This window comes from Inquilinus sp. Marseille-Q2685, from assembly GCF_916619195.1.
In the GTDB taxonomy this organism is placed as follows: domain Bacteria; phylum Pseudomonadota; class Alphaproteobacteria; order DSM-16000; family Inquilinaceae; genus Inquilinus.
Genome location: NZ_CAKAKL010000002.1, coordinates 433,450 through 458,732, shown reverse-complemented (window position 1 = coordinate 458,732; position 25,283 = coordinate 433,450). Strand labels below are relative to the sequence as shown.

Below are 25,283 nucleotides of genomic sequence, written 5' to 3'. Positions count from 1 at the left end.
CCCCTTCCCGGCCGCGGTGCGGAGCTGACCGCCGCATGACGCCATGACGGCCCCGTTACGAGCCTCCCGCGGCCCGGCGCCGCGCCTCGGCGAGCCGGCCGAGGACAGCCCGCCCCAGACCGGCGCCGCCCAGGCCGCCGCGCCGGAGCCGGCTGCCGAGCCGATCACCGCGACCCCGGTCGGCGGCCGTACCGTCGACGCCCCGGTCGCGCGCCTGCGCCGGCGCTTCTTCTCCAAGCTCACCGCCCGCGTCCTGGCCGTCAACATGATGGCGCTGATGATGCTGGTCGGCGGCATGCTGTACCTGTCGTCCTACCAGGAGCGGCTGATCGAGAACGAGCTGTCCTCGCTCGACGCCGAGGCCACGATCCTGGCCGCCAACCTGGCCGAGGCGGCGGTGGTCGGCGGCGTCGACACGGTGCAGTCGCTGGACCCCGACAACGCCCGCCAGATCGTGCGCCGGGTGTACCAGACCAACGACACCAGGGCCCGGCTGTTCGGCGCCGACGGCAAGCTGGTGGCCGACAGCCGGATGCTGGGCCAGCCCGGCGGCATCATCGAGGTGCGGCCGCTGCTGCCGCCCCAGTCGAAGGGCTGGCTGCGCAGCATCTGGGACGCGATCTACGACTGGTCGACCGAGTTCGCCGGGCCACGCAAGCGCTGGCCGAGCTATGTCGAGCGCCAGGACCAGCAGGCGAACGACTATGCCAGCGTCCGCGCCGCCCTCGGCGGCGGCGTCGGCCGCCAGATCTGGACCCGCGAGGACGGCAAGCTGATGCTCGGCGTCGCCGTGCCGGTGCAGCGCGTGCGGCTGGTGCTGGGCGCGGTGCTGATGACCCGCGAGGGCGTCAACATCGAGGGCAACCTGCAGACCGTGCGCGAGGAGATCCTGAAGGTCTTCGCCATCGCGCTGGGCGTCACCATCATCCTGTCGCTGTATCTCGCCGGCACCATCACCCGGCCGATCCGCCGGCTGGCCCGGGCGGCGGAGCGGGTGCAGCAGGGCCGCGGCCGCAAGATCGAGATCCCGGACATGAGCGGCCGGCGCGACGAGATCGGCGAGCTGGCCTCGGCGCTGCGGGCCATGACCGCGGCGCTGTGGACCCGGATCGATGCGATCGAGCGCTTCGCCGCCGACGTCTCGCACGAGATCAAGAACCCGCTGACCTCGCTGCGCAGCGCGGTCGAGACCACCGCCCGGATCACCGATCCGGCGCAGCAGCGCCGGCTGATGGCCATCATCCTGGAGGACGTGCAGCGGCTGGACCGGCTGATCACCGACATCTCCGACGCCTCGCGACTGGACGCCGAGCTGTCGCGGGCCGAGACCGGGACGGTCGACATCGCCCGCATGCTGGGCATGCTGACCGAGCTGTACAAGACCACGCTGGAGGACACCGGCCTCAAGATCAGCCTGAGCCTGCCGCCCGGCTCGGCCCTGACCGTGCCCGGAATCGAGGACCGGCTGGTGCAGGTGTTCCGCAACCTGATCACCAACGCGATCTCGTTCTCGCCCCCCGACGGCGCCATCACCCTGCGCGCCCGGCGCGAGGGCGCCTGGGTGATCGCCACGATCGAGGATGACGGGCCCGGCATCCCGCCGGCCAAGCTGGAGGCGATCTTCGACCGGTTCTACACCGAGCGCCCGGCCGGCGAGAAGTTCGGCACCCATTCCGGCCTGGGCCTCAGCATCTCCAAGCAGATCATCACCGCCCATCGCGGCGAGATCTTCGCCGAGAACCGCGAGGGCCGCCCGGGCGCCCGCTTCACGGTGAAGATTCCGGCGAAGTGAGCGACGGCATCCACGACATTCCGCATCGAAGGGGGATTTTCATGACATCGAGCCTGCGCGGGCTGCTGCTCGGCAGCGTCTTCGCCCTGGCCGCGGCGCCGGCCCTGGCCCAGACCCAGACGGTGGTGCCGCCGCCGGTGGTCGTCCAGGTCCAGGCCGATGCGGCCGAGCCGGCGGCGCCGGCCGAGGCACCGGCCGCTCCGGCGGTGCTCGAGGAGATGGACGCGCTGTCCTTCGTCACCTGGGCCAGCGCCTCGGTCCGCGGCGCCCCGAACGGCACCGCCGAGCTGAAGGAGACGCTGCCCTTCGGGTCCCAGGTCATCGTCACCGGCCGGCTGGCCGCGGGCGGCTGGGGGCGGGTGCAGACGCCGAAGACGCCGGTCGGCTACATGTGGGCGCAGACGCTGGCGCCGATGCGCATCGCCATGCCCGGCGCCGGTGCCGGCGCGCCCGACCTGGACCCGGCCGACGGCTCCGCCGACGACACGATCGGGACCGCGACGCCGCTCGGGACCGTGGGCTCCTCCCCGCTCGCCGCCGAGGGCCGGGTCTCGAACAGCGACCAGACCGACGTCTATGCCATCACCACCGAGGGCTGGACCGACCTGACCGTCACGCTCGCCGGGATGACCGGCGATGCCGATATCGAACTGAAGGACGGCGACGACAGCACCCTCGGCTCCTCGGCCAATGGCGGCTCCGACGACGAGCGCATCGCCACGGTGGTCGGGCCCGGCACCTACTACCTGGTGATCACCAGCTACGGCGACGACACGCCGTACCGCCTCTCCGTCTCCGGCACCCCGGGCGAAGCGCCGCCGCCGGATTCGGCGGGATCGAACCAGTCCGGCGCCCGCGACCTGGGCGACGTCACCGGTGGCAGCGCCGAGGCCAGCGACTGGGTCGGCCCGGCCGATTCCAGCGACTACTACGCCTTCACGATCCGCGAGCGGCAGGCCGTCACCATCGGCCTGGACGGCCTGTCAGCCGACGCCGACATCAACCTGGAGGGGACCGACGGCGCCTATCTGCTGAGCGGCACCAACACCGACACCGAGGCGGAGGCGCTGACCGCGACGCTCGATCCCGGCACCTACTACCTGAACGTCTATCCGGCCGGCAGCGAGGCCACCGAATACCGGGTCACCGTGGCCGGCGCGGCCGCCGCCCCGCCGCCGCCGGACCATGCCGGCAACACCCCCGACGAGGCCGGCACGATCGAGCGCGTCGGGCCGCAGCCGGTGACCGTCAAGGACTGGGTCGGCTTCACCGACCGCGACGACTATTGGCGCTTCACCCTGGTCAACCGCGCCGACGTCACCATCCGCATGACCATGGAGCAGGGCGACGCCGACATCGACCTCCTGCGCGCCTCGGACCAGGAAAGCCTGATCAGCGGCGCCGAATCCGGCACCGATCCGGAGGAGCTGCAGCTGAGGCTGGACCCCGGCACCTATCTGCTGCGCGTCTACTCCTATCAGGGCGACACGCCCTACACGCTGGAGGCCAAGGCGGTGCCGGCGAAATAACGCGTCTTGTTGTCAGACGATTTGCCGTTGCGATTGACAGGCGTCGGGGGGCCGGTCACCTTCCCACCCGCGATGGCGACGATCCATGCGACCTGCGTCGCAGTCGACGGCCGCGGCGTGCTGCTGCGCGGGCCGTCGGGCAGCGGCAAATCCGACCTGGCCCTCCGGCTGATCGATGCCGGGGGGCGTCTGGTCGCCGACGACCGCGTGCAGCTCTCGCTCGAGGGCGGCGTCGTGGTGGCGCGCCCGCCCGCCGTCCTGGCCGGGCTGATCGAGGCCCGCGGCTTCGGCCCGATCCCGGTGCCCTTCGTGCCGGCCGCCCCGGTGCTGCTGGTCGCCGACCTGAAGCCGGCCGAGGCGATCGAGCGGCTGCCGGAGCCGGCGGTGTGCGCCTATCTCGGCATCCGCCTGCCGCTGGTCTCGGTGGCGCCGTTCGAGGCCTCGGCGCCGGTCAAGCTGCGCCTGGCCCTGACCGCGCTGGCCCTGCCCGAACACCGTCTCGCACGATGAGCACTAGCCTGCATTTCTCAGACCCCTTGCGCCCTGCGTCGCCTTGCGGCGAGTCGAATGAGGGCGCGGGCTGCGAAGAGCGTATCAGGCCATACGGTCGAGCGGCCCGCGCCCGCAGGCGGCCGCCGCAAGGCGACCCTCCGGGCCGACGCCACAGGCCGCCAGGGTGCGTCGAGCGGCTTGCCCGATGTGCGACATCGCGCTGCGCCGCTCTCCTGCCCTGGCGGCCTGTGGCGTCGGCGCAGGGCACAAGGGGTCTGAGAAATGCAGGCTGATCCCCAAACCACGGCGCATCCCGGCGTCCGCCATCGTCTGGTGCTGGTGACCGGCCTGTCCGGCGCCGGCCATTCCACCTCGCTCAAGACCCTCGAGGATCTCGGCCACGAGGCGATCGACAATCTGCCGATCGCGCTGCTGGGCCCCCTGGTCGACCATGCCGAGGGCCGGCCGATGGCTGTAACCATCGACACCCGCACCCGCGGCTTCTCGGTCGAGGCGCTGGAGGCCGAGATCGCGGCCCTGCGCGCCCGCGGCGACGTCGACGTGCGGCTGCTGTTCGTCGACGCCGACGACGAGGTGCTGCAGCGCCGCTACACCGAGACCCGGCGGCGCCACCCGCTGGCGATCGACCGGCCGGTGGCGGACGGCATCCGGCGCGAGCGGCTGGAATTGTATCCGCTGCGCCTCCTGGCCGATGTGGTGGTCGACACCTCGCTGACCAGCCCGCAGGACCTGCGGCGGCTGATCGAGGGGCATTTCGGCCTCGACACCACGCCCGGCCTCTATGTCACGGTGATGTCGTTCTCCTTCAAGCGCGGCCTGCCGCGCGAGGCCGACCTGGTGTTCGACGTCCGCTTCCTCGACAACCCGCACTGGGTGCCGGACCTGCGGCCGCAGACCGGCCAGGACCCGGCGGTGCAGGCGATGATCCGGCGCGACGCCCAGTTCGACCCGTTCATGGCCTCGCTGTTCGGCCTGCTCGAACCGCTGCTGCCGCGCTACAACCGCGAGGGCAAGAGCTATCTCACCATCGCCGTCGGCTGCACCGGCGGCAAACATCGATCGGTGTTCGTGGCGGAGACGCTGGCGGCCTGGCTGGACGGCCAGGGCTATCGCCGCGGGCTGGTCCATCGCGACATGCCGACGTAAGGGCTGACAGGAAGGCAACCGGAACGACATGACCACCCACCCGATGATCGGCATGGTCCTCGTGACCCATGGTCGTCTCGCCGACGAGTTCGTCGCGGCGATGGAGCATGTGGTGGGCGCGCAGCCCCAGGTCGCCACGGTCTGCATCGGGCCCGAGGACGATATGGAGCAGCGCCGGGCCGAGATCATGGACAAGGTCTCCGCGGTCGATGGCGGGCGCGGCGTGGTGCTGCTGACCGACATGTTCGGCGGCACGCCGTCGAACCTCGCGATCTCGATCCTCGACCGCGCCAATGTCGAGGTGATCGCCGGCATCAACCTGCCGATGCTGATCAAGCTGGCCTCGGTGCGGAAGACCGACACCCTGACCGACGCCGTGACCGCGGCCCGCGAAGCGGGGCAGAAATACATCAGCGTGGCCTCGGCCCTGCTGAAGCCCGAGAAGCGCAAATGACCGGCCCGGGGACCCCGGACATGGCCGAGGAACGGCTGACCCGCAGCGTTACCATCTGCAACCAGCGCGGCCTGCACGCCCGGGCGGCGGCGAAGTTCGTCAAGCTGGTGGCCGAGTTCGACGCCGAGATCTGGGTCGAGCGCAACGGCACCGAGGTCGGCGGCCAGTCGATCATGGGGCTGATGATGCTGGCGGCCGGCCCCGGCACCGACATCGCCATCGCCGCGGCCGGGCCGCAGGCGGCGGAAGCCCTGACGGCGCTCGTCTCCCTGGTCGAGCGCGGCTTCGACGAGGACTGATTCCATGGCGACCCGGATCGCCGACCTGCCCCCGCCCGCGCCCAGCCGGGAGATCGTGCTGGGCGGCCTCGCCGTCTCCGGCGGCGTCGCCATCGGCCCGGCCCATCTGATCGAGAGCGGCTTCGAACAGGTGCCGGAATACCGGCTGGAGGAGGCCGACCTGGCCGGCGAGCGCGAGCGCTTCGCCGAAGCCCTGGCCAAGTCCCGGCGCCAGATCAAGAAGCTGAAGGCCAAGGCCCAGGCGCTGCCGGAGCAGGCGGCGGAGGATGTCGGCTACCTGCTGGACGCCCATGCCGCGATCCTGTCCGGCTCGCGCCTGCTGCGCGGGGTCGAGACCCGCATCGCCGAGGAGCGGGTCAACGCCGAATACGCGGTGCAGTCGGAGATCGCGTCGATTGCCGCCCAGTTCGCGGCGATGGACGACAGCTATCTGGCCAGCCGGATCGACGACATCCGCGAGGTCGGCGCCCGGCTGATCCGCAACCTGACCAAGCGCCAGTTCCAGGCCTTCGCCAACCTGCCCGAGGGCAGCATCGTGCTGGCCGAGGAGATCACCCCGGCCGACACCGCGCTGATGGACCCGCGCCGGGTGGCGGGCTTCGCCTCGGCCCTCGGCGGCGCCCAGAGCCACACCGCGGTGATGGCGCGGTCGCTCGGCCTGCCGGCGGTGCTGGGCGTGCCGGGCCTCCTGGCCGGGGTCCGCCCCGGCCAGACCGTGATCGTCGACGGCACCGCCGGCCAGGTGATCATCGACCCGACGCCGGAGACCCTGTCCGCCTACCGCATCCGGCGCGACCTGGCGCGGGCCGACCGCAAGCAGCTCGAGGCGCTGGTCGGTCTGCCCTCGCGGACCCGCGACGGCGTCGACGTCACCCTGTCGGCCAATGTCGAGCTGCCGCGCGACGTGCAGATGTCGGCCGAGCTCAACGCCGCCGGGGTGGGCCTCTTGCGCACCGAGTTCATGTTCATGAACCGGGACGACCTGCCGGGCGAGGAGGAGCAGTATTCGATCCTGCGCGGCGTGGTCGAGGGCATGGCCGGCAAGCCGGTGACGATCCGCACCCTCGACCTCGGCGGCGACAAGATCGCGTCCGCCCTGGGCGGCCGCTTCGCCGAGACCGCCAACCCCTCGCTCGGCCTGCGCGCCATCCGGCTGTCGCTGAAGGAGCCGAAGCTGCTGGAGACGCAGCTGGCGGCGATCCTGCGGGCCGGGGCGCACGGGCCGATCCGGGTGCTGCTGCCGATGATCACCGCCATCGGCGAGATCCGCGCGGTCAAGGCGGCGCTGGACCGGACGATGCGGCGGCTGAAGCGGCGCCGGGTGCCTGTGCCGGCGGCGATGCCGCCGCTCGGGGTCATGATCGAGGTGCCGGGGGCGGCGCTGATCGCCGACGCCCTGGCGCGCGAGGTCGATTTCTTCGCCATCGGCACCAACGACCTGGTGATGTACACCCTGGCCGCCGACCGCGGCGACGAGGCCGTGTCGCATCTCTACGACCCGCTGCACACCTCGGTGCTGCGGCTGGTGCAGTTCACGGTCGAGGCGGCGCTGCGCGCCCGCATCCCGGTCAGCGCCTGCGGCGAGATCGCGGGTGATCCGCGCTTCACCGCGCTGCTGGTGGGCCTGGGCATCCGCGACCTGTCGATGGCGCCGCTGCGCCTCCTGGAGGTCAAGCGCCGGATCCTGACGCTGGACAGCGTCGCCGCCGCCCGCCGCGCCCGGATGATGCTGGACCAGACCGATTCCGGCCGGATCGCGGCGTTGCTGGACGATTTCAACGAGGGTGGTTGAGAGCGGCGGATGAGAGTCCTGGTCACCGGCAGTTCCGGCCATCTCGGCGAGGCGCTGGTCCGCAGCCTGCGGGACCGGGGGCATGAGGCGGTCGGCCTCGACATCCTGCCCGGGCCGTTCACGGCACAGGTCGGCTCGGTCGCCGACCGCGCCGTCGTGCGGCAGGCGATGGCGGGGATCGAGGCGGTGCTGCACGCCGCCACGCTGCACAAGCCGCATGTCGCCACCCATGGCCGGCAGGACTTCGTTGACACCAACGTCACCGGCACGCTGAACCTGCTGGAGGAGGCCGCGGCCGCGGGTGTCGGCGCCTTCGTCTTCACCAGCACCACCAGCGTGTTCGGTGACGCCCTGGTGCCGCCCCCGGAGGCCCCGGCCGCCTGGGTGACCGAGGATGTCGTGCCGGTGCCGAAGAACATCTACGGCGTCACCAAGGCCGCGGCCGAAGACCTGTGCCAGCTGTTCCATCGCAACCAGAGCCTGCCCTGCCTGGTGCTGCGGACCTCGCGCTTCTTCCCCGAGGCCGACGACGACGGGACCAAGCGCGCGGCCTATGCCGACGACAACCTGAAGGCCAACGAGTTCCTGTTCCGGCGGGTCGACATCGAGGATGTCGTCGACGCCCATCTGCTGGCGCTGCAGAAGGCGCCGGCGATCGGCTTCGGCCGCTACATCGTCAGCGCCACCACGCCGTTCCGGCCGGAGGACCTTGCGGAGCTGCGCCGCGATGCACCGGCGGTGGTGCGGCGACATGTCCCCGGCCATGAGGCGGAATATGCCCGCCGCGGCTGGCGCATGCTGCCAAGCATCGACCGGGTCTATGTCAACGACCGGGCCCGCGCCGAGCTGGGCTGGCAGCCCCGTCACGACTTCCGGGCCGTGATCGACCGGCTACGGACGGGCGGCGCGTTGTGGAGCCCGCTGGCCCGGCTGGTCGGATCGAAGGGCTACCATGCCGAAACCTTCATCGAGGGGCCCTACCCGGTTGGCTGAGCCGAGGACGGCTCCTTGCGTGAATAAAACGCATTCGCTCCTTGCATCGCATAGTATTTTACACAAAACTGCATGATGCCGACTCGCACCTGGGGAACAGGCATGCATGGCTCCGTTCACATCACGCCGGCGATCTGGATCCGGGATGAGAACCGGTCGCCGATCGCCCTGAGCGACGCCGACGACCTTGCCGATTGGCTGGGCCGGAAATGTACATCGCTGATGCGCAGCCCGACAGCCGGCAAGAACCAGATCCTGGAATTGGAAGGCCTGCTGGCGCGGGTCGAGGCCGCGATCGATGCCGGCCATCTGGCCCCCGAGCTGCGCCGCGACGTCGTCGCCACGATCGCCGGGCTGAGCGGAGTCTTCGTCACCGCCGCCCTGCCGGATGGCAACAGGCCGGTCCCGGCCGCATCGGGCTCCGCCAGTTCCCCGACCGACCGGCACCACGTCGGCACTCTGGCTTCGACAGTCGTCGAGCTGCGGAGGGTTTAGCCCGCCCTAGACCCGAACCGCCCGCGCCGAGGCCGCGGTCGCGACCAGCAGGGCGGCCACGATCCCGAGAGCGGCCGGCAGGCCGAGATGGTCGGCGATGAAGCCGATAGCCGCCGGGCCGACCAGGATGCCGCAATAGCCGAGCGTGGCGATGGTCGAGATCGCCAGCCCCGGGGCCATGCCAGGCACCCGGCCGGCGGCGCTGAACAGCACCGGCACGACATTGGCGGCGCCGACCCCGACGAGGGCGAAGCCGATCAGCCCGGCCGCCGGCCAGGGCGCCAGGATCGCCAGCAGGAATCCGGCCGCCGCCAGGGCGGAGCCGAGCCGGACCACGGCCTCGCCGCCGAAGCGGCTGGTGATGCCGTCGCCGGCCAGCCGCATCACCGCCATCGCCACGGCGAACATGGCATAGCCGAGCCCGGCCACCGCCGGATCCTGGCCGCGGCTCTCGTGCAGGAACACGGCGCTCCAGTCCAGGACCGCGCCCTCGGCCTGGAACAGCACGAAGGTCAGCAGGCCGAGCACCAGCACGATGCCGCGCGGCAGGGCGAAGCGCATCCCGGCCTGGGCGGCGCCGCGCTCCGGCGGCAGCATCGACCCGGCCTGGACCGCCAGCAGCGCCAGCATCAGGCCGCTGACGATCAGGGCCACCGCCAGGGGCGACAGGCCGAGCCCGAGCAGCAGGCTGGCGCCGCCGGCGCCGATCAGCCCGCCGACGCTGAACATGCCGTGGAAGGAGGACATCAGCGGCCGCCCGCCGCGCGCCTCGACCGCCGCGGCCTGGACGTTCATCGCCACGTCCATCGACCCGGTGGCGGCGCCGAACAGGAACAGGGCCAGGCCGAGCATCAGGGCATCCGGCGCCAGGATGATCAGCGGCAGCGACAGGCAGATCACCAGCCCGCCGAGCGCCGTGATCAGCCGGCTGCTGAAGCGGGCGGCGAGAAAGCCGGCCAGCGGCATCGCCACCATCGCCCCGGCGCCCATGCCGAGCAGGGCCAGGCCCAGCACGCCGTCGTCGATCCCGAGCCGGGCCTTGGCCAGCGGCACCTGCGGCGCCCAGCTGGCGGTGACGGTGCCGCAGATCAGGAACATGGCGCGGGTGGCGAGGCGCGCGCCACGGAGGTCGGCGGTCGAGCCCTCGGTCTGGGCAAGGCTGGTCATGTCGGCTCCGGTCAGGCGAGAATCAGGGTAAGGCCGGCCTGGCGATAGGCGGCCAGAAGGGCGGTGTCGGCCGCCTTCTCCGTGATCAACGCGTTCAACCGCGTGATCGGCAGGATCGGAAAGGGGGCGGCGGTGCCCAGCTTGTCGGCGGTGACCGCGGCGGCGACCCGGCCGGCACAGCCGGCCATGCGCCGCTTCACCAGCGCCTCCTCATGGTCCATGCCGCCGAGCCCGGCCTCGACATCCAGGCTGCAGACCCCGAGCAGGCAGAGATCGGCGCGCAGGCCGTCGAGCGCCGCCAGCACCGAGGTGCCGACGGTGGCCTGGTCGGCCTTGTCGACCCGGCCGCCGAGCAGCACCACCTCCACCGCCGGGTGCCGGGTCAGGGCCAGCGCCGCCGGCAGGCTGGGCGTGACGATGGTGGCCCGCAGGTCGGGCGGCAGCGCCTCGGCCACCGCCAGCATGGTGGTGCCGCTGTCGAGCAGCACCACCTCGCCCGGCCGGATCAGCCCGGCCGCCACCCGGCCGAGCATGGCCTTGGCCTCCGGATGCTCGCGGGCCCGGGTGGTGAAGGTGCCGGCGGCAGGGGTGAGCGGCAGCGCCCCGCCGTGGACGCGGCGCACCGCGCCGGCACGGGCCAGGTCGTTGAGGTCGCGCCGGATCGTATCCTCGGACACGCCGAGCGCGGCGCTGGCCGCGGTGGCCAGGATCTTGCCGTCGAGGGCGAGGAGGTCGAGGAGGCGGCGGCGCCGCTCCTCCGGCAGCAGGATGTCGGTCATGGGCGATGCCTGATTTTGCCCGATCCTGCACGATCAGGCAGAAACACGCAACAGCCGGCAGAATATGCTCTCCTGCCTCTTCTGCAGATCCGAGGCGAAATCAAATACATAAAGATATCTTTATGCTTGTGGCGGACGGGCCCGGCTGCTACACCCTGCGGCAATTCCGCATTGCCTCGAGGAGCACCCGATGCCCGACGCCGCCACCTTCACCGACTACAAGGTCAAGGACATCAGCCTCGCCGACTGGGGCCGCAAGGAGATCGCGATCGCCGAGACCGAGATGCCCGGCCTGATGGCGCTGCGGCAGGAGTTCGGCCCGTCGCAGCCGCTGAAGGGCGCCCGCATCGTCGGCTGCCTGCACATGACCATCCAGACCGCGGTGCTGATCGAGACGCTGACCGCGCTGGGCGCCACGGTGCGCTGGTCGTCCTGCAACATCTTTTCGACCCAGGACCAGGCCGCCGCGGCGGTCGCCGCCGCCGGCGTCCCGGTCTTCGCCTGGAAGGGCGAGACCGAGGAGGAGTTCTGGTGGTGCATCGAGCAGACGCTGCGCGGCCCGGGCGGCTGGACCCCGAACATGATCCTGGACGATGGCGGCGACGTCACCCAGATCATGCACGACAAGTATCCGGAGTTGCTGGCCGAGGTCCGCGGCCTGTCCGAGGAGACGACCACGGGCGTGCACCGCCTGTATGAGATGATGAAGAAGGGCACCCTCAAGGTCCCCGCCATCAACGTCAACGACAGCGTCACCAAGTCGAAGTTCGACAATCTCTACGGCTGCCGCGAGAGCCTGGTCGACGGCATCAAGCGCGCCACCGACGTGATGATGGCCGGCAAGGTCGCGGTCGTCGCCGGCTACGGCGACGTGGGCAAGGGCTCGGCCGCCTCGCTGCGCAGCCAGGGCGCCCGCGTGCTGGTCACCGAGATCGACCCGATCAACGCCCTGCAGGCGGCGATGGAAGGCTATCAGGTCGTGACCATGGAAGAGGCGGCGCCGATCGGCGACATCTTCGTCACCGCGACCGGCAACATCGACGTCATCACGCTCGACCACATGCGGCAGATGAAGGACCGCGCCATCGTCAGCAACATCGGCCACTTCGACAGCGAGATCCAGATCGACGCCCTCCGCAACTACAAGTGGGAGGAGGTCAAGCCGCAGGTCGACGAGGTGGTGTTCCCGGACGGCAAGCGCCTGATCGTCCTGGCCAAGGGCCGCCTGGTGAACCTCGGCTGCGGCACCGGCCACCCCAGCTTCGTGATGTCGGCCAGCTTCACCAACCAGGTGCTGGCGCAGATCGAGCTGTGGCAGAACCACGCCAACTACGAGCGCAAGGTCTACGTCCTGCCGAAGCACCTCGACGAGAAGGTCGCGGCGCTGCATCTGGAGAAGATCGGCGCCAAGCTGACCCAGCTGACCCCGAAGCAGGCCGAATACATCGGCGTGCCGACGCAGGGTCCGTACAAGCCGGACCACTACCGCTACTGATCGGCTCCGATCGACCCGAACAGCCCCCGCCCTCCGGCGGGGGCTTTTTTTCGTCACGGCGGCGAAAGCCTTCGTCATCGCGCCGCAACGGAAATCTCAGATTCAACGCATTTGCGCCCAAACCCGGCCGCCGCCCCCGTCCACGATCCCTCTCGCCACAGAAACCGATATTTCATCCTATTTGACGGAGGCCTCATGACGACGTTCACCGGCACGAACGGCGACGATTCTCTTCCGCCCTTCGGTTCCGACGACAACGGCGACGACATCTTCCGCGGGCTCGCCGGCAACGACCAGATCCAGGCCGGCTCCGGCAACGACCTGATCTACGGCGACGCCGGAGCCGACACCATCCAGGCCGGGGCCGACAACGACATCGTCTACGGCGGCTCCGAAGCCGACACCATGGATGGCGGCGGCGGCGACGACTATCTCAACGGCGGCACGGGCGCCGACTCCCTGATCGGCAATTTCGGCGACGACACCTATGTCGTCGACTCGGCCGGCGATACGATCACGGAATATGCGGCGTCGGACGGCACCGACACGATCCATGCCAGCGTCTCCTACACCCTGCCGCAATTCGTCGAACGCCTGATCCTGACCGGCAGCGCCAACATCAACGCGACCGGCGGCGGCGCGGCCGACACGCTGGTCGGCAACGCCGCCGCCAACACGCTGACCGGCAATGGCGGGGCCGATTTCCTGTCGGGCGGCGACGGCAACGACGTGCTGAACGGAGGGGCCGGCCCGGACGTCCTCGTCGGCGGCAACGGCATCGACGCCGTCATCTACACCGAGGACAGCGTGGCCGTGACCGTGAACCTTGCCACCGGGGTCGGCAGCGGCGGCAACGCGCAGGGAGACACCTATCTCGGCATCGAGAATGTCAGGGGCGGCAACGGCGGCGACACCCTGGTCGGGACCTCGGCCGCCAACGGGCTGAACGGCTGGGCCGGCAAGGATACGCTGACCGGCGGCGGCGGGGCCGACCGCTTCGCCTTCACGGCCGCCAGCCACAGTGCGACCGGCGCCAATGCCGACCGGATCACCGATTTCAGCCACGCCCAGGACGACGTCATCGACCTCGCGGCCATCGATGCCAACTCGGCCGTGGCCGGCAACCAGTCCTTCTCCTTCATCGGCACCGCGCCGTACACCCTTCATGCCGGCGAGCTGCGCTATGCCGTTTCCGGCTCGACCACGACGATCGGGGGCGACCTCAACGGCGACGGCACCTCCGACTTCCAGATCGTCCTGATCGGCAGCGTGGCCCTGGTGGCGAGCGACTTCGTGCTTTAGGGGCCGGACCGACCGTCAGTCGGTCGTCGGGATGCCGTCGAAATCGCTCTCGACCGACAGGTCGTTCTGGTCGGCGCAGGTGAAGCGGGCCGAGCCGGCGAGGGGATCGAGGCCGGTCAGGGTCAGCGTGCCGCTCGCCGCCTGGTCGCAGCCGGCGATCGAGCCGTCCCCCGCCTCCAGGCTGAAGGACACGCCGTAATCGGTCGCCGACTTGTCGGCCGCAACCGCCCGGGAGAACGGCTTCAGGTCGTGCGCGCCGAGAGCCGCATCCTTCGGCAGCGCGACCACCACGGCGCCGACCGGCATCATCTGCTTGGCGCCGTGGACCTCGCGCTCCTGCTCCAGATACAGCATCAGGAGACGGCTGCCGGCGGCCTGGCGCTTGGCCGAGCCGGTGCCGGTGATGGTGGCGTTGACTGGCGCGCCGACCTTGGTGCTGACCCGGCCCGGGCCGGCCGAGGCCGCGGCCGGCTCGGACGGCACCACCTGGTTCGGGTCGACCGGCACCGCGTCGAAGGTCAGCGACAGCGTCGCCTCGGCCGAATCGCGGCAGGTGAAGTTCAGCGTGCCGGCGAAGGGCGAGACGGCCGAGACCTCGACCGTGCCCTGCGGCACCAGGCGGCAGTCGCGCACCCGCGACCCGTCCGCGCCGATGGCGAGGTACAGCGCGCCGGCGGCCTTGCCGTCCTTGTCGTGCCGGGCCGAATCGTAGCTGCCGACCGGAAGATCGCCCGGCGCGACATCGGCCGGCAGCAGCAGCTGGATCTGGCGGGCGCGGATCACCCCTTCGCCGGTCGCGGTCATGCCGACCACGAAGCGGCCGCGGTCGTCCTTCACCGCCAGGGCGAAGCCCTCGATCTTTTCGGTCTCGCCGCCGGTGCCCGCGACCGTGCCGTGGAAGGTGCCGAGGGTCTGGTCGGCCGCCGCCGCGGGCAGGGCCGGCAGCAGCAGAAGGGCGAAGGCGAGACGGCGCAGCATGATCTCTTCCCGGTGATCCGGCCGCACCCTACACGCTGCGGCCCCGCCGCGCCTCCCGCCATCGCGTCGCAGCGCCGTCAGGCGCCGAGATGCGCCTCGAAGGCTTCGAGCGCCTGCGGCAGGTCGGCCCGGCCGAAGCCGATGCGGAACCGGTCCGCCGGCACCCGGCCGAGGGCGGAGCGGGAGACCCGTGCCGGCAGCAGCAGCACGCCCGAGCGTTCGACCAGGTCGTCGGCGAAGGCGTCCACCCCTTCGCCGCCGAGATACCGCGGATAGGCGATGCAGCCGGCCGCCGGCACCTGCCACTCGAACCGGTCGGCATGGCGGGCGAAGAAGGCGTCGAGCAGCGGCAGGTTCCGGGCCACCAGCGCCCGGCTGCGCGCCACCAGATGGTCGCGCGCGCCGATCGCGATCTCGCCCAGCGCCTCGCTCGGCGCCGGGGCGCAGAGCGTGGTGTAGTCCTTCTGCCGCACGATCCGGCGCAAGAGCTCGCGGTCGCGGCAGGCGACCCAGCCGAGGCGCAGCCCGGGCAGGCCGTAGGTCTTGGACAGCACCCCGATCGACAGGGCGCGCTCATACAGCTCGACCGCCGGCGGCAGGCGGTCCTCCTCGCGCCGCTCCAGCCCGTGATAGACCTCGTCCGACAGGATCCAGATCCCGCGCGACCGGGCGATGTCGACGACGGCGTCGAACACCGGCCGCGGCGGCAGCCAGCCGGTCGGGTTGTGCGGCAGGTTCAGGATGATGGCTTTGGTGTTCGGCCGCAGCGCCGCGGCGATCCGGCCCGGGTCGAGCGACCAGCCGCCCGCCGCGCCGGGGTCGGGCTCCAGCGGCACGCCGGTGACGGCGCAGACGCTTGCGGCCACCGCCTCGAGCGACTGGTAGTTCGGGATCAGCGTCACCGCGTGGTCGTCCGGCCCCAGCAGCGCCCGCACCGACTGGAAGATCGCCTCCCCCGCCCCGACCGTGACCGCGACGTCGTCGGCCTCGAGCCCGGCATACATCCCGGCGATCGCGGCCCGCAGCGACGGCGCCCCGGCCGTCTCGGTGTAGCCGAGCCACAGCCGGTCCCAGGCCTCGCGCTGCTGCGGCGTGCCGAGGGCCAGCAGATCGGCCAGCGTCAGCGACTGCATGTCGGAGGCGCAGAGATTGTGGCGGGCGGGGGAATCCCAGCGCGCGAAATAGGCTTCGAGCGCGAATTCGGGCAGGAACATCGGGAACTCCTCAGGCGGCAGCTTGAGACCGGGCCCGGGCCGCGGCCCGGTCGGCGTAAAGGGTGGCGCGGGAGATGCCGAGCTGGGCCGCGACATAGGCCGCGGCGTGACGCATCTCCAACAGGCCTTCGGCATCGATCGCGGCGACCAGGGCGATGCGCCCGGCGCGGTCGAGCCGATCGGCGGACAGGCCCGCAGCGGCCAGGCGGTCGCGCAGGATCAGGTTGATCGCCTCGCGCCAGTCGCGGCGGAACAGCGGCTCCGGCCGCGGCGCGGGCGGCGGGAACAGCCCGGCCAGCAGGCGGGCCGCGGCGTCGACGCGTCCGAGCCCGAGATTGACGCAGAGCAGCCCGGCGGGCCGGCCGTCATCGCCCGGCAGCACGGCGCTGACCGAGCGGATCCGGTCACCGGACGGCCCGGCCTTCTCATAGGGGCCGAGCACGCTGCGGCCGGGCGCCAGGTCGCCCTCCTCCAGGTCCAGCAACGATGGGTCGCCGGCCTCGCGGCGCGACAGCGGGTTGACGATCCGCAGGATCGTGTCGGTGGCGAGATCGTGCAGCACCACCTCGGCTTCGGGGCCGAGCAGGGCGGCGATCGCTTCGGCAATCGCGTCGTATCGGGAAGACCATGTCATACAAATTGTCTAAATCAGACAGTTTATATGAGTCTAGCATGAAGATTGATCCCGTTCCATCGCGGGATTGTTCGAGACAATGTTCTGATTGTACCAATTCTGCAGCCGCGCCATCCTGCTGCTATGACGCCCGAGCTGCTCTCCTCCTTCGTCCTGTTCGCCTTCGTCACCTCGATCACGCCGGGGCCGAACAACATCATGCTGACCGCCTCCGGCCTCAGCTTCGGCTTCCGCCGCACGGTGCCGCACATGGTCGGCATCGCCGCCGGCTTCACGGTGATGGTGGCGGCGGTCGGGCTGGGGCTGGGCGCCGCCTTCGCCGCCTGGCCGCTGCTGTACGAGCTGTTGAAATACGGCGGCGCCGCCTATCTGCTGGTTCTCGCCTGGAAGATCGCGCGCTCCGGGCCAATTGCCGCCGGCGGCGAGGCCGGACGGCCGATGACCTTCCTGGAGGCCGCGGCGTTCCAATGGGTCAACCCCAAGGCCTGGGTGATGGCGGTCGGCGCCATCGCCACCTACACGCCGCAGGCGGGATTCCTGGGCAACCTGGCGATCGTCACCGTGGTGTTCGGGCTGGTGAACCTGCCCAGCGTCGGCTGCTGGGCCCTGTTCGGCACGGCGCTGCGCCGGGTGCTGCACGCCCCCGCCGCGGTCCGCGCCTTCAATGTCGGCATGGCCCTGCTGCTGGTCGCCTCGCTGTACCCGATCGCGGCGGAGCTGATCGGCTGACTCAAGCCGACGGCACCCCGGACGTGGTCGAATACTCGAAATGCAGCACCTCGCCCGGATGGGCGAGCGGGTGGATGGCGTGGGCGGCGGAGGCGGCCTCGGCGAAGCCGGTCAGGATCAGCTTCAGCTTGTGCGGATAGGTGGCGATGTCGCCGACCGCGAAGATGCCGGGCGCGCTGGTCGCCGCCGTCGCCTGGTCGATGGCGATGTGGTTCCGGTCCAGCGCCAGGCCCCACTCCGCGATCGGCCCCAGATTCATCGACAGGCCGAAGAAGGGCAGCAGCACGTCGGCGTCGAGCCGCCGCACCTCGCCGTCCAGCGTCGCCACGGTGACGGCGGAGAGCTGCCCGCCTGCCCCCTCCAGCCCGTGCAGCTGGTAGGGCGTGACCAACTCGATCGTCCCGGCCTCCGCCAGGGCGTGCAGCTTGGCCACGCTGTCCGGCGCGCCGCGGAACTTGTCGCGCCGGTGCACCACCATGACCTTGGCGGCGATGTCGGCCAGCAGGATCGACCAGTCCAGCGCGCTGTCGCCGCCGCCGGCCACCACCACCCGCTTGCCGCGCAGCGCCTCCTTCCGCGTCACCATGTAGAAGACCGAGGTGTTCTCATAGGCCTCGATCCCGGCCAGCGGCGGCCGATTCGGGCCGAAGGCGCCGACCCCGGCGGCGACGATCACCGCCGCGGCGTCGATCTGCGTGCCGGCGCTGGTGCCGACCAGCCAGCGGCCGTCCGGCTGCCGCGCCAGGGTCTCGACCCGCTGGCCGAGATGGTAGACCGGGGCGAAGGGCGCGGCCTGCGCCACCAGCCGGTCGATCAGCTCCGCCGCCTCGATCCGCGGCTGGCCGGGGATGTCGTAGATCGGCTTCTCCGGATAGAGGGCGGCGCATTGCCCGCCCTGGACGTCCAGCACGTCAACGACGTGGCATTTCATCTTCAGCATGCCGCATTCGAACACCGCGAACAGCCCGACCGGGCCGGCCCCGATGATGGCGACGTCGGTGCGGTGCGGGGTCGGCATGGTGGTCCTCCGGTGATCCAGACTCCCCAGGGATAGCCGGTTCCGTGCCGCCGTGCACGGGGGTGACGCAACGGACGGGCTGTGCGAACAATCGGCCGATGTTCCGATTCACCCTCGACCTGCCGGACGAAGCCGCGACCGAAGCCCTGGCGGCGTGCCTGGCGGCGCTGTTGCGGCCCGGCGACATCGTTCTCCTGGCCGGCGACCTCGGCGCCGGCAAGTCCTTCCTGGCCCGGGCCCTGATCCGCACCGCCGCGGGCGAGCCGGAGCTCGAGGTGCCGAGCCCGACCTTCACCCTGGTCCAGTCCTACGACCTGCCGGCCGGCCTGCTGTGGCATTTCGACCTGTACCGGCTGGCAGCGCCGGAGGAGGTGCTGGAGCTGGGCTGGGACGAGGCGCGGCTGGGCATCTGCCTGGTGGAATGGCCGGACCGGCTGGGCCCGCTGGTCCCCGCCGACCGGCTGAAGATCGAGCTGTCCCACGGCCCGGCCGACGGGCGCATCGCCACCGTCACCGGCCTGGGCGGCCGCGGCGCGGCCCTGGCGCGGGCCCTGCGCGAGGGCGCATGACCGCGCGCGTGTACACGATCGCGGCCGGCGGCGGCGTCGCCGACGCCCTGGCCCGCGGCCTGCTGGCGCAAGCGGCGGGCGACCCGCTGGCGCTGGGCGCCATGACCGTGCTGCTGCCGGGCCGCAGGGCCGGGACCACGCTGCGCGACGCCTTCCTGCGCGCGGCGGAGGGCAAACCCCTGCTGCTGCCCCGGCTGCTGCCGGTCGGCGACATCGACGCCGATGCGCTGGGCCTGGCGGCGGGCGAGACCCCGGCGGTGGCCGAGGCACTGGACCTGCCGCCGGCGATCGCGCCCCGGCAGCGGCAGATCCTGCTGGCGCAGCTGGTCCTGGCGCGCCGGGATCAGGAGGTGGGCGCCGACCAGGCGATGCATCTGGCGGCGGCGCTGGCCCGGCTGCTGGACGAGGTGCAGGCCGAGGGACTCGGCTTCGACCGGCTGGACGGGCTGGTGCCGGAAGAGCTGGCCGAGCATTGGCAGGAGACGCTGCGCTTCCTGCGAATCGTCACCGAGACCTGGCCCGAGGTGCTGCGCGAGCGCGACGCCCTGGACCCCGCCGAATGGCGCAGCCGGCTGACCCTGGCCCAGGCCGAGGCGTGGAAGGCCGCGCCGCCGGCTGCCCCGGTGATCGCCGCCGGCCTCTTGGGCACCAACCCGGCCGAGATCGAGCTGCTGCGCGTCGTCGCGTCGCTGCCGCAGGGCGCGCTGGTGCTGCCCGGGCTGGACCGGGGCATGGACGGCGAGAGCTGGGATCAGCTCGACGACGGCCACCCGCAGCAGCCGCTGAAGCGGATGCTGGAGGGGCTGGGCGTCGACCGGACGGCGGTCGCCGACTGGCCCGCCCCGGGCCCGGGCGGTCCCGACCGCACGGTGCTGCTGCGCGAGGTGATGCGGCCCGCCGCCACCACCGACGCCTGGCGCAGCCCGGCCGGGCTGGACGCCGCGGCGCTGGCCGGCCTCGCCCGGATCGACTGCGCCACGGCGCAGGAGGAGGCGGGCGTGATCGCCCTGCTGCTGCGCGAGGTGCTGGAGACGCCCGGCCGCACCGCCGCGCTGGTAACGCCGGACCGCGACCTGGCCCGCCGGGTGGCGGCCCACCTCACCCGCTGGCAGGTGGCGGTCGACGATTCGGCCGGCCGGCCGCTGGCCGACACTCCGGTCGGCGCCTATCTGCGGCTGGCCGGCGACGTCGCCTTCCGCGACGCCTCGCCGCTGTCGGTGCTGGCGCTGCTGAAGCACCCGCTGGCGGCCGGCGGTGAGCCGATCGGCTTGTTCCGCGAGGCGCTGCGGCGGCTCGAGCGCGAGGTGCTGCGCGGCCCGGCGCCGGAGCCGGGCATCGCCGGCCTGAAGGCGGCGCTGGCCGCCGGCGGCGGCGGCCCGGCGCTGGCCGGCTGGCTGGACAAGGTGGGCGGCATCCTCGGCCCCTTCGTCGCCGCGGTGCGCGAGGAGTCACAGTCCCCGGCCGAGCTGCTGCGGCTGCACATCGAATGCGCCGAGGCCCTGGCCGCCACCGATGCCGAGCCCGGCCCGGCCCGGCTGTGGCGGGCCGAGGACGGCGAGGCGGCGCAGACCCTGATGGACGAGCTGCTGGCCGGCTTCGACGGCTTCCCGGCGATCCCCGGCCAGGACTGGCCCGGACTGTTCGAGGCGATGATGGACGGAGCGGTGGTGCGGCCGCGCTGGGGCCGGCACCCGCGGCTGGCGATCCTGGGCCCGGTCGAGGCGCGGATGGCGCGGTTCGACCGCATCGTGCTGGGCGGGCTAAACGAGGGCACCTGGCCGGCCGCGCCCGCCGCCGACCCCTGGCTGTCGCGGCCGATGCGGCGGCAGTTCGGCCTGCCGGCGCCGGAGCGGCGGATCGGCCTGGCCGCCAACGACTTCGCCCAGGCCGCCGCCGGCGCCGAGGTCATCCTGACCCGGGCGGAGAAGGTGGAGGGCACGCCGACCGTGCCGTCGCGCTGGCTCTTGCGGCTGCAGGCGGTGCTGGACGGCGCCGGGCTGGCCCTGGCGCCGCCGGCGCGCGACTGGCGCGCCTTGGCCCGCCACATCGACGAGCCGGAGGCGGTGCGGCCGGTGGCGCCGCCCCGGCCGAAGCCGCCGGTCGCGGCCCGGCCGCGGCGCCTGTCGGTCACCCAGATCTCGGTCTGGATGCAGGATCCCTATGCCATCTACGCCCGGATGGTGCTGAATCTCTCGCCGCTGGACCCGATCGAGGCCGAGCCCGGGGCGTCGGAGCGCGGCACCGCGATCCATGCCGCTTTGGCCGCCTTCCTGCAGGCCCATCCCGACACGCTGCCGCCGGACGCGCTGGACCGGCTGCTGGCGCTGGGCCGGGCGGAGTTCGCCAGGCTGCCGCCGGGTCCGGACATCCGCACTTTCTGGTGGCCGCGCTTCGCCCGCATCGCCGCCTGGTTCGTCGAGACCGAGGCACGGCTGCGTGCGGCCGGGCGGCGCGCCATCCTGACCGAGCAGAAGGGGCTGGTCACCCTGCCCGCCCCGGGCGGGCCCTTCGCCCTGTCCGGCGTCGCCGACCGCATCGACCGGGGACCGGACGGGCTGGTGGTGGTCGACTACAAGACCGGCGTGGTGCCGTCGAACGAGCAGATCCTGGCCGGCCACCAGCCGCAGCTGCCGTTGGAGGCGATGATGATCCGCGACGGCGGCTTCCCCGGCGTGCCCGAGGGCGTGCCGGTGGCCGGGCTGGAGCATTGGCGCCTGTCCGGCGCCGCCACGGCCGGCGAGATCAAGCCGGTGAAGCCGGCCGAGGGCGACCTCGCCGCCCTGGCCGACCAGGCGCTGGGCGGGCTGATGGGGCTGATCGCCCGCTTCGACCTGCCGGAGACGCCGTATCTGTCCCAGCCGCGCGGCCTGGCGCCGCGCTTCTCCGACTACGCCCATCTGGCCCGGGACAAGGAATGGTCGGCGGGAGGGGGCGAGGGATGAGCGCGATCCGCCCTGATCCCACGGCGACGCAGCGCCGTGCCTCCGACCCCCAGCATTCGGTCTGGGTCGGCGCCTCGGCCGGCACCGGCAAGACCAAGGTGCTGACCGACCGGGTGCTGCGGCTGATGCTGGCCGGCACGCCGCCCGACCGCATCCTGTGCATCACCTTCACCCGCGCCGCCGCGGCGGAGATGGCCAACCGCATCGCCGCCACCCTGGCGCGCTGGGCGACGATGCCGGACGACGCGCTGCAGCTGGCCTTGGCCGACCTGATGGGCGCGCCGCCGACGACCGCGGTGCAGACCGAGGCGCGGCGCCTGTTCGCCCGGGTGCTGGACGTGCCCGGCGGCATGCGCATCCAGACCGTGCACAGCTTCTGCCAGTCGCTGCTGCGCCGTTTCCCGGTCGAGGCCGGGCTGCCACCGCAATTCGAGCTGATCGACGACCGCAGCGCCGCCGAGATGCTGGAGCGGGTGCGCCGCCAGGTGCTGGCGGATGACGACCTGGGCTGGGCGGTGGACCGGGTCGCCGCCTCGGTCGGTGCCGACGAGTTCAGTGAGATCGTGCGCGCTTTGGTGGCCGAGCGCGGCCAGCTGACCCGCCTCTTGGACGAGCATGGCGGGCTGGCCCCGCTGGTGGCGCAGATCCGCGCCCTGCTGGACCTGCCCGCGGGCGCCACCGCCGACAGCCTGCTGCGCGACGCCTGCGCCGATTCGGCCCTGGATTGCGACGCGGTGCGCGCCGCGGCCTATGCCCTGCTGAACAGCAGCGCGACCAAGGACCAGGACCGCGGCACCGCTATCGCCAACTGGCTGGAGAACGCCGACGGCCGCGTCGGACGCTGGGGTGACTATCTGCGCGCCTTCCTGACCAAGGAGGGCACGGTCTACAAGACGCTGGCGACCAAGGCCGTCGCCGCCATGCCCGGCGTGCTGGACGCGCTGATGGCCGAGGCCGACCGCATCCTGGCCCTGACCGAGCGGCTGCGCGCCGCCGAGACCGCCGACGCCACCGCCGCCCTGCTGACCCTGGGCGCGGCGCTGATCGAGCGCTACCGGGCGGAGAAGGCGCGGCGGACCCTGCTGGACTATGACGACCTGATCCTGCAGGCCGGCGACCTGCTGGAGCGGCCGGGCAAGTCCGCCTGGGTGCTGTTCAAGCTGGACGGCGGCATCGACCACGTGCTGATCGACGAGGCGCAGGACACCAGCCCGGAACAGTGGCGCGTGGTCCAGGCGCTCACGGCGGAGTTCTTCGCCGGGCTGGGCGCCCGCGAGGATGTCGACCGCACCGTCTTCGTCGTCGGCGACGAGAAGCAGTCGATCTTCAGCTTCCAGGGCGCCGACCCGGCCGAGTTCAGCCGCGTGCACGGCCTGTTCGACCGCCGCAGCCGCGAGGCCGAGCGGCCGTTCCACACCATCCCGCTGGAGACCTCGTTCCGCTCCGTCTCCGCCGTGCTGGAGCTGGTCGACGCCGTCTTCGCCCGCGGCCCGGCGCTGGACGGGGTGGCGCCGGAGCCGCCGCGCCATTTCGTGTCCGAGCGGCGGCGGCTGCATGGCGGGCTGGTCGAGCTGTGGCCGCTGCTGGGCCCGAGCGAGAGCGACGAGCCGCCGGCCTGGGAGCCGCCGACCGAGCAGCGCGGCATCAGCGACCCCGGCGCGCGGCTGGCCCGGCTGATCGCGGCCCGGATCGCCGGCTGGCTGCGCGACGGCGCGATCCTGGAGTCCCAGGGCCGCCCGATCCGGCCCGGCGACGTGCTGATCCTGGTGCGCACCCGCAACCGCTTCTTCGTCGAGCTGATGCGGGCGCTGAAGGCCGCCAATGTCCCGGTCGGCGGCATGGACCGCATGGTGCTGACCGAGCAGCTGGCGGTGATGGACCTGATGGCGCTGGCCCGCTTCCTGCTGCTGCCGGAGGACGACCTGTCCCTGGCCGAGCTGCTGAAGGGCCCGCTGATCGGGTTCGACGACGACCGGCTGTTCGCCCTGGCCCATGGCCGGCCGGGCACGCTGTGGACGGCGATGGCGGCGTCGCCCGATCCGGCGGTGAAGGCGGCCCGCGCCTGGCTGGCGGAGATCCTGGACCGGGTCGACTTCCAGGCGCCGTTCGAGCTGTTCTCCGGCGTGCTGGCCCGGCCCTGCCCGGGCGACGAGATCTCCGGCCGCCGGGCCATGCTGGGCCGGCTGGGGCCGGAGGCGGAGGACCCGCTGGACGAGTTCCTGTCGCTGGCGCTGGGCTTCGAGCGGCAGCTGCCGCCGTCGCTGCAGCGCTTCCTGCACTGGCTGGAGACCGGCGAGACCGAGGTCAAGCGCGAGCAGGAGCAGGGTGACGGCCAGGTGCGGATCATGACCGTGCACGGGTCGAAGGGCCTGCAGGCGCCGATCGTGATCCTGCCCGACCTGGTCGGCATGCCGCGCGGCGGCGCCCGGGCCGGGGAGAAGATCCTGTGGCCCGACGAGGCCCTGCCGGTGCCGCTGTGGGCGCCGCGCGCCGCCGACCGCCCGCCGGTCTATCGCGAGGCGATGGAGCGCGCCGACCACCGCCGCGACCAGGAATACCGCCGCCTGCTCTATGTCGCCCTGACGCGGGCCGAGGACCGCCTCTACCTCTGCGGTCACTACGCCACCGAGCGCGGCAAGCCGGCCGAGGGCTGCTGGTACCATCTGGTCCGCGACGGTCTGGCGACGCTGCCGGACGCCGCGACGGTGGCGATCGACGGCGTCGACGGCGAAGGCCTGCGCCTGCACCGGCCGCAGGCCGACCGGCCGGCCGGGCCCGATACGGTTGCGCCTTCCCTAGAGGCCGAGGCTCCGCCTCCGGACTGGCTGCACCGCCCGCCGCCGCCGGAGCCCGACCCGACCCGGCCGCTGACCCCGTCGCGGCCGGAGGCCGAGCCGCCGGCCCGGTCGCCGCTGGAGGGCGGCGACCAGGGCCGGTTCCGCCGCGGCGCCCTGATCCACGCCTTGCTGCAGGCGCTGCCCGACCTGCCGCCCGAGGCGCGCGAGGCGGCGGCGCGGCGCTACCTGGCCCGGCCGCAGCACGGCCGCGACGAGGCCGAGCAGGCGGAGATCGTGGCCACCACCCTGGCGGTGCTGGACCAGCCGGGCTTCGAGGCGCTGTTCGGCCCCGGCAGCCGGGCCGAGGTGCCGGTGGTCGGCCTGGTCGAGGGCCGCGCCCTGTCCGGCCAGATCGACCGGCTGGTGGTGACGCCCGATTCGGTGCTGGTGGTGGACTACAAGACCAACCGCCCGCCGCCGGCCAGCGTCGAGGCGGTGCCGCGCGCCTATCTGGTGCAGATGGCCGCCTACCGCGCCGCGCTTCGCCTGGTTTATCCAGGCCGGACAGTGCGCTGCGCGCTGTTGTGGACGGAGGGTCCGAGGCTGATGGAGCTCCCGCCCGCGACGCTGGACCGGCATGCCCCGGGCGCATCGTCTTGACCTTGT

Annotated in this window: 21 protein-coding genes; 15 read left to right on the top strand and 6 right to left on the bottom strand. The window is 72.4% G+C overall.

Features of this window, described 5'->3' with window-relative positions; translation table 11 throughout:
* Positions 1-43 precede the first annotated feature (43 nt).
* From LG391_RS11160 to LG391_RS11120, 9 genes are all read left to right on the top strand, one after another.
* Positions 44-1,792 carry a stimulus-sensing domain-containing protein gene (locus LG391_RS11160; RefSeq protein ID WP_225768086.1) on the top strand — a complete coding sequence of 583 codons (1,749 nt, stop codon included), beginning with the start codon at positions 44-46 and terminating at the stop codon, positions 1,790-1,792.
* Between the two features lie 41 nt (positions 1,793-1,833).
* Positions 1,834-3,321 carry a pre-peptidase C-terminal domain-containing protein gene (locus LG391_RS11155; RefSeq protein WP_225768085.1) on the top strand — a complete coding sequence of 496 codons (1,488 nt, stop codon included), beginning with the start codon at positions 1,834-1,836 and terminating at the stop codon, positions 3,319-3,321.
* 72 nt (positions 3,322-3,393) lie between these two features.
* Positions 3,394-3,831 carry an HPr kinase/phosphorylase gene (locus LG391_RS11150; RefSeq protein ID WP_225768084.1) on the top strand — a complete coding sequence of 146 codons (438 nt, stop codon included), beginning with the start codon at positions 3,394-3,396 and terminating at the stop codon, positions 3,829-3,831.
* Between the two features lie 264 nt (positions 3,832-4,095).
* Positions 4,096-4,980: an RNase adapter RapZ gene (rapZ, locus tag LG391_RS11145; RefSeq protein WP_225768083.1), complete on the top strand. Its 885-nt coding sequence runs from the start codon at positions 4,096-4,098 to the stop codon at positions 4,978-4,980.
* 43 nt (positions 4,981-5,023) lie between these two features.
* Complete coding sequence (locus LG391_RS11140; RefSeq protein ID WP_026869137.1) at positions 5,024-5,434, top strand: PTS sugar transporter subunit IIA; 411 nt, start codon at positions 5,024-5,026, stop codon at positions 5,432-5,434.
* Positions 5,431-5,733 carry an HPr family phosphocarrier protein gene (locus LG391_RS11135; RefSeq protein WP_225768082.1) on the top strand — a complete coding sequence of 101 codons (303 nt, stop codon included), beginning with the start codon at positions 5,431-5,433 and terminating at the stop codon, positions 5,731-5,733. The genes LG391_RS11140 and LG391_RS11135 overlap by 4 nt, the downstream gene beginning before the upstream one ends.
* 4 nt (positions 5,734-5,737) lie before the next feature.
* On the top strand, positions 5,738-7,525 hold the full coding sequence (gene ptsP, locus LG391_RS11130; RefSeq protein WP_225768081.1) for a phosphoenolpyruvate--protein phosphotransferase: 1,788 nt from the start codon (positions 5,738-5,740) through the stop codon (positions 7,523-7,525).
* 9 nt (positions 7,526-7,534) lie between these two features.
* Positions 7,535-8,518, top strand: coding sequence for an NAD(P)-dependent oxidoreductase (locus LG391_RS11125; protein ID WP_225768080.1), 984 nt, complete (start codon positions 7,535-7,537; stop codon positions 8,516-8,518).
* 102 nt (positions 8,519-8,620) lie between these two features.
* The gene (locus LG391_RS11120) at positions 8,621-9,013 is read left to right on the top strand and encodes a hypothetical protein (protein WP_225768079.1); all 393 of its coding nucleotides are present in this window, start codon (positions 8,621-8,623) and stop codon (positions 9,011-9,013) included.
* Positions 9,014-9,019: 6 nt separating this feature from the next.
* Here LG391_RS11120 and LG391_RS11115 read toward each other — a convergent pair whose 3' ends face one another.
* A complete protein-coding gene (locus LG391_RS11115) occupies positions 9,020-10,180 on the bottom strand; it encodes an MFS transporter (RefSeq protein ID WP_225768078.1) in 1,161 nt (386 codons plus the stop codon).
* A gap of 11 nt (positions 10,181-10,191) precedes the next feature.
* Positions 10,192-10,959, bottom strand: coding sequence for a DeoR/GlpR family DNA-binding transcription regulator (locus tag LG391_RS11110; RefSeq protein WP_225768077.1), 768 nt, complete (start codon positions 10,957-10,959; stop codon positions 10,192-10,194).
* 190 nt (positions 10,960-11,149) lie between these two features.
* Here LG391_RS11110 and ahcY point away from each other — a divergent pair, with 190 nt between their 5' ends.
* A complete protein-coding gene (gene ahcY, locus LG391_RS11105) occupies positions 11,150-12,454 on the top strand; it encodes an adenosylhomocysteinase (RefSeq protein WP_225768076.1) in 1,305 nt (434 codons plus the stop codon).
* A 195-nt stretch (positions 12,455-12,649) separates the two neighbouring features.
* Complete coding sequence (locus tag LG391_RS11100; protein WP_225768075.1) at positions 12,650-13,756, top strand: calcium-binding protein; 1,107 nt, start codon at positions 12,650-12,652, stop codon at positions 13,754-13,756.
* Positions 13,757-13,771: 15 nt separating this feature from the next.
* Here LG391_RS11100 and LG391_RS11095 read toward each other — a convergent pair whose 3' ends face one another.
* The 3 genes from LG391_RS11095 to LG391_RS11085 form a co-directional block, all read right to left on the bottom strand.
* Complete coding sequence (locus tag LG391_RS11095; RefSeq protein WP_225768074.1) at positions 13,772-14,734, bottom strand: hypothetical protein; 963 nt, start codon at positions 14,732-14,734, stop codon at positions 13,772-13,774.
* Between the two features lie 77 nt (positions 14,735-14,811).
* Positions 14,812-15,948, bottom strand: coding sequence for an aminotransferase class I/II-fold pyridoxal phosphate-dependent enzyme (locus LG391_RS11090; RefSeq protein ID WP_225768073.1), 1,137 nt, complete (start codon positions 15,946-15,948; stop codon positions 14,812-14,814).
* A gap of 10 nt (positions 15,949-15,958) precedes the next feature.
* On the bottom strand, positions 15,959-16,582 hold the full coding sequence (locus tag LG391_RS11085) for a PAS domain-containing protein (protein ID WP_225768072.1): 624 nt from the start codon (positions 16,580-16,582) through the stop codon (positions 15,959-15,961).
* Positions 16,583-16,705: 123 nt separating this feature from the next.
* Between LG391_RS11085 and LG391_RS11080 the strand changes: the two genes are divergently transcribed.
* Entirely contained in the window at positions 16,706-17,311 is a 606-nt protein-coding gene (locus LG391_RS11080) for a LysE family translocator (protein ID WP_225768071.1), read from the top strand.
* A 1-nt stretch (position 17,312) separates the two neighbouring features.
* Here the strand turns inward: LG391_RS11080 and LG391_RS11075 are convergent, their stop codons facing one another.
* Positions 17,313-18,329, bottom strand: a complete 1,017-nt coding sequence (locus tag LG391_RS11075; protein WP_225768070.1) for an NAD(P)/FAD-dependent oxidoreductase — start codon at positions 18,327-18,329, stop codon at positions 17,313-17,315.
* 98 nt (positions 18,330-18,427) lie between these two features.
* Between LG391_RS11075 and tsaE the strand changes: the two genes are divergently transcribed.
* From tsaE to addA, 3 genes are read left to right on the top strand one after another with little or no spacing between them, the layout of a single operon-like run.
* Entirely contained in the window at positions 18,428-18,898 is a 471-nt protein-coding gene (tsaE, locus tag LG391_RS11070) for a tRNA (adenosine(37)-N6)-threonylcarbamoyltransferase complex ATPase subunit type 1 TsaE (RefSeq protein ID WP_225768069.1), read from the top strand.
* Positions 18,895-21,840 (top strand): double-strand break repair protein AddB, encoded by a 2,946-nt coding sequence (addB, locus tag LG391_RS11065; protein WP_225768068.1) that lies wholly within the window; start codon positions 18,895-18,897, stop codon positions 21,838-21,840. Before tsaE ends, addB begins: the two co-directional genes overlap by 4 nt.
* Positions 21,837-25,277, top strand: a complete 3,441-nt coding sequence (gene addA / locus LG391_RS11060; protein WP_225768067.1) for a double-strand break repair helicase AddA — start codon at positions 21,837-21,839, stop codon at positions 25,275-25,277. The genes addB and addA overlap by 4 nt, the downstream gene beginning before the upstream one ends.
* Positions 25,278-25,283: the final 6 nt, after the last annotated feature.